The organism is Pseudomonas sp. PS01299 (assembly GCF_029960145.1).
In the GTDB taxonomy this organism is placed as follows: Bacteria; Pseudomonadota; Gammaproteobacteria; order Pseudomonadales; family Pseudomonadaceae; genus Aquipseudomonas; species Aquipseudomonas putida_A.
Genome location: NZ_JASCPO010000064.1, coordinates 21,822 through 29,184, shown reverse-complemented (window position 1 = coordinate 29,184; position 7,363 = coordinate 21,822). Strand labels below are relative to the sequence as shown.

At 60.8% G+C, this 7,363-nt stretch carries 8 protein-coding genes; 5 read left to right on the top strand and 3 right to left on the bottom strand.

Annotated elements, in window-relative coordinates; all coding sequences use genetic code 11:
- Positions 1-138: 138 nt before the first annotated feature.
- The 3 genes from QMX91_RS13905 to QMX91_RS13895 all read left to right on the top strand — a co-directional run bounded on the left by QMX91_RS13905 (position 139) and on the right by QMX91_RS13895 (position 2,683).
- Positions 139-1,734 carry a GMC family oxidoreductase gene (locus QMX91_RS13905; RefSeq protein ID WP_282412895.1) on the top strand — a complete coding sequence of 532 codons (1,596 nt, stop codon included), beginning with the start codon at positions 139-141 and terminating at the stop codon, positions 1,732-1,734.
- Positions 1,735-1,849: 115 nt separating this feature from the next.
- Complete coding sequence (coaD, locus tag QMX91_RS13900) at positions 1,850-2,329, top strand: pantetheine-phosphate adenylyltransferase (protein ID WP_003229157.1); 480 nt, start codon at positions 1,850-1,852, stop codon at positions 2,327-2,329.
- A 102-nt stretch (positions 2,330-2,431) separates the two neighbouring features.
- Positions 2,432-2,683 (top strand): YfhL family 4Fe-4S dicluster ferredoxin, encoded by a 252-nt coding sequence (locus QMX91_RS13895; protein WP_003195146.1) that lies wholly within the window; start codon positions 2,432-2,434, stop codon positions 2,681-2,683.
- Between the two features lie 133 nt (positions 2,684-2,816).
- Here the strand turns inward: QMX91_RS13895 and QMX91_RS13890 are convergent, their stop codons facing one another.
- From QMX91_RS13890 to QMX91_RS13880, 3 genes are all read right to left on the bottom strand, one after another.
- Positions 2,817-3,140 (bottom strand): hypothetical protein, encoded by a 324-nt coding sequence (locus tag QMX91_RS13890; protein ID WP_007964160.1) that lies wholly within the window; start codon positions 3,138-3,140, stop codon positions 2,817-2,819.
- A 69-nt stretch (positions 3,141-3,209) separates the two neighbouring features.
- The gene (gene mutM, locus QMX91_RS13885) at positions 3,210-4,022 is read right to left on the bottom strand and encodes a bifunctional DNA-formamidopyrimidine glycosylase/DNA-(apurinic or apyrimidinic site) lyase (RefSeq protein WP_223006973.1); all 813 of its coding nucleotides are present in this window, start codon (positions 4,020-4,022) and stop codon (positions 3,210-3,212) included.
- A gap of 12 nt (positions 4,023-4,034) precedes the next feature.
- A complete protein-coding gene (locus tag QMX91_RS13880) occupies positions 4,035-4,847 on the bottom strand; it encodes an HDOD domain-containing protein (protein WP_171061892.1) in 813 nt (270 codons plus the stop codon).
- A gap of 228 nt (positions 4,848-5,075) precedes the next feature.
- On the opposite strand from QMX91_RS13880, the gene QMX91_RS13875 reads away from it, so the two are divergent.
- Complete coding sequence (locus QMX91_RS13875; protein WP_103368025.1) at positions 5,076-5,615, top strand: type 1 glutamine amidotransferase domain-containing protein; 540 nt, start codon at positions 5,076-5,078, stop codon at positions 5,613-5,615.
- 250 nt (positions 5,616-5,865) lie between these two features.
- On the top strand, positions 5,866-7,062 hold the full coding sequence (locus tag QMX91_RS13870) for a class I SAM-dependent rRNA methyltransferase (protein WP_027610554.1): 1,197 nt from the start codon (positions 5,866-5,868) through the stop codon (positions 7,060-7,062).
- Positions 7,063-7,363 lie beyond the last annotated feature (301 nt).

Sequence of the window (7,363 nt, the reverse complement as noted above, 5' to 3'; positions counted from 1 at the left end):
CGGTCTGAAACCGAGTCGCGCCGTTCGCGAGCATGCTCGCTCCCACAAGGGAATGCATTTCAATGTGGGAGCGAGCTTGCTCGCGAAGGCGCCAGCCACCACACCACCGCTCCCAGAATAATAAAGAGAACCTGATCAATGCCCGTACCCGACCCGTTCCGCGAAGGCCTCGCCCGTGGCTGGAAAACCTACAACGGCGCCCAACTGACCGGCGACCTGACGCTGCAAGCCGATGTGGCGATCATCGGCAGCGGTGCCGGTGGCGGCACCACGGCAGAAATCCTCAGCGTCGCCGGTTACAAAGTGCTGCTGATCGAAGAAGGCCCGCTCAAGACCAGTTCCGACTTCAAGATGCTCGAAGACCAGGCCTACAGCAGCCTCTATCAGGAAGGCATCGGCCGCATGAGCAAGGACGGCGCGATTACCATCCTCCAGGGCCGTGCGGTCGGCGGCACCACGCTGATCAACTGGACCTCGAGTTTCCGCACGCCCGAGCCGACCCTCGAGCACTGGGCCAAGGAACACAACGTCAAAGGCCACAGCCCGTCCGAGATGGCGCCGTGGTTCGAAAAAATGGAGCAGCGTCTCGGCGTCGCGCCATGGATGGTGCCGCCCAACGCCAACAACGACGTGATCCGCAAGGGCTGCGAGCAACTCGGCTACAGCTGGCACGTGATCCCGCGCAACGTGCGTGGCTGCTGGAACCTTGGCTATTGCGGCATGGGCTGCCCGACCAACGCCAAGCAGTCGATGCTGGTCACCACCATTCCGGCGACCCTGGAAAAGGGCGGCGAGTTGCTGTACCTGGCCCGCGCGGAAAAGCTGTTGATCAGCGGCGACAAGATCACCGGCCTGCAATGCGTGGCGATGGACGAGCGTTGCGTCGCGCCGACCGGACGCAAAATCACGGTCAAGGCCCGGCATTACGTGCTGGCCGGCGGTGGCATCAACAGCCCGGCACTGCTGCTGCGCTCGGATGCACCGGATCCGCATCAGCGCCTCGGCAAACGCACGTTCCTGCATCTGGTGAACATGTCCGCCGGGCGTTTCGACGAGGTGATCAATCCGTTCTACGGCGCGCCGCAGTCGATCTACTCGGATCATTTCCAGTGGAAGGACGGCACCAGTGGGCCGATTGGCTACAAACTCGAAGTGCCGCCGCTGCAACCAGCGCTGGCGGCGACCTTGCTCGGCGGTTTCGGTACGCAGAACGCCGAACACATGGCCGACCTGCCGCACACCCACGCGATGCTCGCCTTGCTGCGCGACGGTTTCCACCCGGACAGCCCCGGCGGCAGCGTCGAATTGCGCGGCGACGGTTCGCCAGTGCTCGACTATCAAGTCTCGCCTTACGCCTGGGAGGGCCTGCGCCGCGCCTTTCACAGCATGGCCGAGATCCAGTTTGCCGGCGGCGCCAAAGCCGTGATGCCGATGCACGCCGATGCGCGCTACGTGAAAACCCTGGCCGAAGCCCGCACGCTGATCAACGGTCTGAGCCTTGAGCTGTATCGCACGCGCCTGGGCAGTGCCCACGTGATGGGCGGTTGTGCGATGGGCGAAGACCCGAAAAACGCAGTCACCGACAGCCTTGGCCGGCATCATCAACTGAGCAATCTGTCGATTCACGATGGCTCGCTGTTCCCCACCAGCATTGGCGCCAACCCGCAATTGTCGGTGTATGGCCTGACCGCGCAGCTGGCGACAGCCCTCGCCGATCGGCTGAGAAATCCGTGAAAAAACCGGTTTATCGCGTCGTCTATAGTGCTTTCTTACCCAACAGGCGACTTGGCCGACCGGGACGGCTGCGATACCATCCGACTCCCCAACGGACTCCCGCCAGGACGACGCGATGAACCGAGTGTTGTACCCAGGTACCTTCGACCCTATTACCAAAGGGCATGGCGATCTGGTCGAACGCGCCTCGCGCCTGTTCGATCACGTGATCATTGCGGTCGCCGCCAGCCCGAAGAAAAACCCGCTGTTCCCGCTGGAACAACGGGTTGAGCTGGCTCGCGAGGTCACCAAACACCTGCCCAACGTCGAAGTGGTCGGCTTCTCGACGCTGCTGGCGCATTTCGCCAAGGAGCAGAACGCCAATGTGTTCCTGCGTGGCCTGCGTGCGGTGTCGGACTTCGAATACGAATTCCAGCTGGCCAACATGAACCGCCAACTGGCCCCGGACGTCGAGAGCCTGTTTCTCACCCCGTCCGAGCGTTATTCGTTCATTTCCTCGACGCTGGTGCGGGAAATCGCCGCGCTGGGCGGCGATATCAGCAAGTTCGTGCACCCGGCCGTGGCCGATGCCCTGACCCTGCGCTTCAAGAAGTAACGACCGTTCAAACGGCGCCCGCGTGCACTGCGGGCGCCAATGCGGCACAATTGCGCGCATTGATTTATAGCGCCCGGGCCTGCCGCCCCGGCTGGAGTTAGCATGTCCCTGATCATCACCGACGATTGCATCAACTGCGACGTCTGCGAACCCGAGTGCCCGAACGCCGCGATTTCCCAAGGCGAAGAGATCTACGTGATCGACCCGAACCTGTGCACCCAGTGCGTCGGCCATTACGACGAACCGCAGTGCCAGCAGGTCTGCCCGGTGGATTGCATTCCACTGGACGAGGCGCATCCTGAGACTGAAGAACAGTTGATGGAAAAGTACCGCAAGATTACCGGCAAGGCCTGATCCGGCAATTTTGTAGCGCTCTTTCGGGCCTCTTCGCGAGCAAGCCCGCTCCCACAGTTGGAATGCATTTCAATGGTGGGAGCGGGCTTGCTCGCGAAAGGGCCATCAGCAACACCACACCATCCTGATCAGCTCACTCGCGCTGCTCAAACCCCTCCCCTGTACACCCCAAACAGCGCACAAACGCCGCTTTCGCCGGATCCACCACCAGCGCCTGCCCCGCATCACCTACCCCGCCACCCAGCGCGGTAAACGGCAATGACACCACAAACACCCCCGCACCCAGCACCGTTGCCACCACCAATAAAGGTCGGGCAATCAGCAAATCGCCGATCATGGCGTAGGCGGGAGGGTTCTGGATGGCGTAGCGAGGATCACCGCTGCCGTTTTCCGCGGCTTGAACGGCCAGGCTGGAACACAGCAGCAGTGCGGCAAACAGGACTTGCAAGGACTTCATGGCACGATCCTTCGGGCTGAACAGTGAGACCACTCACTATAGACCGTAGGACTTTTTCAGATTTTTGCCTCAGGTCTGGCAGCGCGGACAGAACACACTGGCCCGTTGCCCCAGCTTCACTTCCCGCAGGCCGGTGCCGCAGACCTTGCAGTGCTCGCCGCCACGGCCATAAACGAACAGCTCCTGCTGGAAGTACCCCGGTTGCCCGTCACCGCCGATGAAATCCCGCAACGTGGTGCCGCCGCGCTCGATGGCTGCAGCAAGAATTCGTTTGATCTCGATCGCCAGCTTCAGATACCGCGCCCGGGAGATGCTTTTGGCTCCGCGGCGCGGATCGATCCCGGCAGCGAACAGCGCTTCGGTCGCGTAAATGTTGCCGACACCCACCACCACCGCGTTGTCCATGATGAACGGCTTGACCGCCATCGAACGCCCACGCGACAGCTGGAACAGGCGCTCGCCGTCGAACAGATCGGTCAATGGCTCCGGCCCGAGGCGTATCAGCAGTTCGTGATTGAGCGGATCGGTGCTCCACAGCATCGCGCCGAAACGGCGCGGATCGGTGTAACGCAGCGCTAGACCGGATTCCAGCTCGATATCGACGTGCTCGTGCTTGAGCGCCGGCAACCCGACCTCCACCAGCCGCAGGTTGCCCGACATGCCCAGGTGACTGATCAGCGTGCCGACTTCGGCATTGATCAGCAAATACTTGGCCCGCCGCTCGACCATCACGATGCGCTGCCCGGACAGGCGCACATCGAGATCTTCGGGGATCGGCCAGCGCAGCCGGCGGTCACGTACGATCACCCGGCTGACGCGCTGGCCTTCCAGGTGCGGAGCAATGCCCCGGCGGGTGGTTTCGACTTCCGGCAGTTCAGGCATGGTGTCCTCGAATCAATGCGCGCCGAGGTCGCGGATCGTCTGTTTGAGGGTTTCGAAATCGTAGTCCGACAGACCGACGTAATCGAGAATCAGCGGGCCAATGCTGTTCCACTCGTGGTCTTCAGTCTGGTTGCCCAGCACCCGATAAGACGCACAGATGTGCTCGGCCATCTTCAAGATCGCCAGCAGATTCTTCATCTGGCTGTTGCGCGAGGATTCGTCGCTGAAGATCGCCAGCGCATTGTGGTGATTGGCGATCGCCGTGCTGACGTGTTCCGGCAGGCGCCACGACTTGGCGGTGTAGTAGCCGACCACGGCGTGGTTGGTATTGAACTCGGCGTTCTCGGTGTCCACCACCCGGCATTCGGCGCTGGCATTGGCGTAAGCCTTTTCCAGTACCGACATGTAGTTGGGGAAGCGCTGCAGCATCAACGGCACGCCGCAGTCGTGGAACAGCCCCAAGGCATAGGCTTCATCACCGGCTTGGGTGCCGATGCGCTTGGCCAGGGTCAGGCAGGTCATCGCCACGTCCTGGGCGGTGTCCCAGAAACGGTTGAGGGTGACGATGGTGTCATCGTTCATCTCGCCCTTGATCGACTGCGCGTTGATCAGGTTGATGATCGAACGGCTGCCCAACAGATTCACCGCACGCTGGATCGAAGTGATCTTGTTGCTCAGGCCGTAATACGGCGAGTTGACGATTTTCAGCAGAGAACCGGACAGGCCGGGATCCTGGGCGATCAGCTTGGCGATCACCTCCAGGTCCGGGTCGGGCATGTACTGCTCCATCTGCAGATCCACCATGATCTGCGGCTGCGCGGGCACGCTGATGCCTTGCAGGGATTGTTGAATCTGTTCGGTGGTCAGCTCTTGGGACATAAGTACACACTCTGGGACAGGCGGCGATTCTAACCTCTAAAAACCGCAGGACGACACACCAGTGGGCAATTGTCAGGAACTTTCATTCACGTTCAGGCTTCGGACTTTGTAAGGCCGACCGGACAATCAAGCACCGGCTCGGCGGTAATTTCCCGCAGACTCAGGAGCTTATCGATGGCTACTTCCCTCACTGGCAAACGCGTCGCCATTTTAGTAACAGACGGTTTCGAACAGGTCGAATTGACCGGCCCCAAGCAAGCACTGGAGCAAGCCGGCGCTCAGGTCGACATCCTCTCGGCCGAGGCCGGCAAGGTCAAAGGCTGGAACCACGACAAACCGGCGGATGACTTCAAGGTCGATCAGACCTTTCAAGGCGCCAGCAGCGAGCAGTACGACGCGATCGTCCTGCCGGGCGGCGTGCAGAACTCCGACACCATCCGCATCGACCAGGATGCCCAGCACCTGGTCAAGACCGGCGCCTCCGCCGGCAAACCGATCGCGGTGATCTGCCACGGCAGCTGGCTGCTGATTTCCGCCGGGCTGGTCAACGGCAAGACCCTGACCAGCTACAAGACGCTCAAGGATGACCTGGTCAATGCCGGGGCCAACTGGGTGGATAAAGAAGTGGTCAAGGACGGCCACCTGATCAGCAGCCGTCAGCCGGACGATATTCCAGCGTTCAACCGTGAGTTGATCGACGCGCTCTCTGCCTGATCTGTGGGCTTGTGAGTTTATGTGGTGAGGAGATTTATCCCCGATGGACAGCGCAGCTGTCCCAGATCGACTCACGCGGTCAGTCAGAAAACTGCGTTGGGGGTTTGCGGTTGCTGCGCAGCCGATCGGGGATAAATCCCCTCGCCACAGGTAATGTCTTCCACCGGCAATGACTTGCCACATGTCCACTCACCAGCCAATCAGGCCGAGCAACACGGTATACTCCCGCTCTTTTTTCCGGAGCGACGTCATGTCCCTGCCTAGCCTGCGCCTCAAAGCCAACGCCGACCGTCGCCTGCGCAACGGCCACTTGTGGGTCTACAGCAACGAAATCGATGTGGCCGCCACCCCACTGCACGGCTTCAAGGCCGGCGATCAGGCGATCCTCGAAGCCGCCGGCGGCAAGCCGCTGGGCATCGTCGCGATGAGCCCGAACAACCTGATCTGCGCTCGTCTGCTGTCGCGCGACATCAAACTGCCGCTGGACAAATCACTGCTGGTACATCGCCTGAACGTGGCCCTGTCGCTGCGCGAGCGCCTGTTCGACAAACCGTTCTACCGCCTGGTCTACGGCGACTCCGACCTGCTGCCGGGTCTGGTGGTCGACCGTTTCGGCGACATCCTCGTGGTGCAGATCGCCTCGGCGACCATGGAAGCGCATAAAGATGACGTGATCGCCGCACTGACCCAAGTGCTCAAGCCAAGCGGCATTCTGTTCAAGAACGACTCCGCCGCCCGTGATGCCGAAGGCCTCAACCGTTACGTCGAAACCGTGTTCGGCCTGGTGCCGGAGTGGGTCGCCCTGGAAGAGAACGGCGTGAAGTTCGAAGCGCCGGTCATTGGCGGCCAGAAAACCGGCTGGTTCTACGACCACCGCATGAACCGCGCCCGCCTCGCCCCTTACGCCAAGGGCAAACGCGTGCTCGACCTCTATAGCTACATCGGTGGCTGGGGCGTGCAGGCTGCGGCGTTCGGTGCCAGCGAAGTGTTCTGCGTCGACGCGTCGGGCTTCGCCCTCGACGGCGTCGAGCGTAACGCCGCGCTGAACGGCTTCGCCGACAAGATGACCTGCATCGAAGGCGACGTCTTCGAAGCTCTGAAGGAACTCAAGGCCAGCGAAGAACGTTTCGACGTGATCGTTGCCGACCCGCCAGCGTTCATCAAGCGCAAGAAAGACATGAAGAACGGTGAAGGCGCCTACCGTCGTCTGAACGAGCAAGCCATGCGCCTGCTGACCAAGGACGGCATTCTGGTCAGCGCTTCGTGCTCGATGCACCTGCCGGAAGACGATCTGCAGAACATCCTGCTGACCAGCGCCCGTCACCTGGACCGCAACATCCAGATGCTCGAACGCGGTGGTCAGGGCCCGGACCACCCGGTACACCCGGCCATCGCCGAGACTCGCTACATCAAGAGCATCACCTGCCGCCTGCTGCCTAACAGCTGATCGGCCCATGAAACGGGGAGCCTGCGGGCTTCCCGTTGGCTTTACGGCGATGCAATGTCGTCGAATTTCTTCCTCTTTCCTACAACTAACTTCCTACATGCATGCAGGACATTTCCCTGCGCATTACATTTCAACATCTAATACTTACAAGTTTGCCCTTGCAGCACGCCCACTCCGACAAAATTAATAGAAATTTCCTACCCAAGTATCGCTTGCCAATAATTCATTACAACCTATTATTAAGTTGTCACCACGACGGTGACATTCACTCTCAATGAACAAGGAGTTCATACTTATGAAA

Excerpts from the sequence above, each read along its gene's own strand:
- QMX91_RS13890 (WP_007964160.1), bottom strand. The coding sequence starts at position 3,140 with ATGAAGTCCTTGCAAGTCCTGTTTGCCGCACTGCTGCTGTGTTCCAGC.
- QMX91_RS13905 (WP_282412895.1), top strand. The coding sequence starts at position 139 with ATGCCCGTACCCGACCCGTTCCGCGAAGGCCTCGCCCGTGGCTGGAAA.
- coaD (WP_003229157.1), top strand. The coding sequence starts at position 1,850 with ATGAACCGAGTGTTGTACCCAGGTACCTTCGACCCTATTACCAAAGGG.
- QMX91_RS13895 (WP_003195146.1), top strand. The coding sequence starts at position 2,432 with ATGTCCCTGATCATCACCGACGATTGCATCAACTGCGACGTCTGCGAA.
- mutM (WP_223006973.1), bottom strand. The coding sequence starts at position 4,022 with ATGCCTGAACTGCCGGAAGTCGAAACCACCCGCCGGGGCATTGCTCCG.
- QMX91_RS13875 (WP_103368025.1), top strand. The coding sequence starts at position 5,076 with ATGGCTACTTCCCTCACTGGCAAACGCGTCGCCATTTTAGTAACAGAC.
- QMX91_RS13870 (WP_027610554.1), top strand. The coding sequence starts at position 5,866 with ATGTCCCTGCCTAGCCTGCGCCTCAAAGCCAACGCCGACCGTCGCCTG.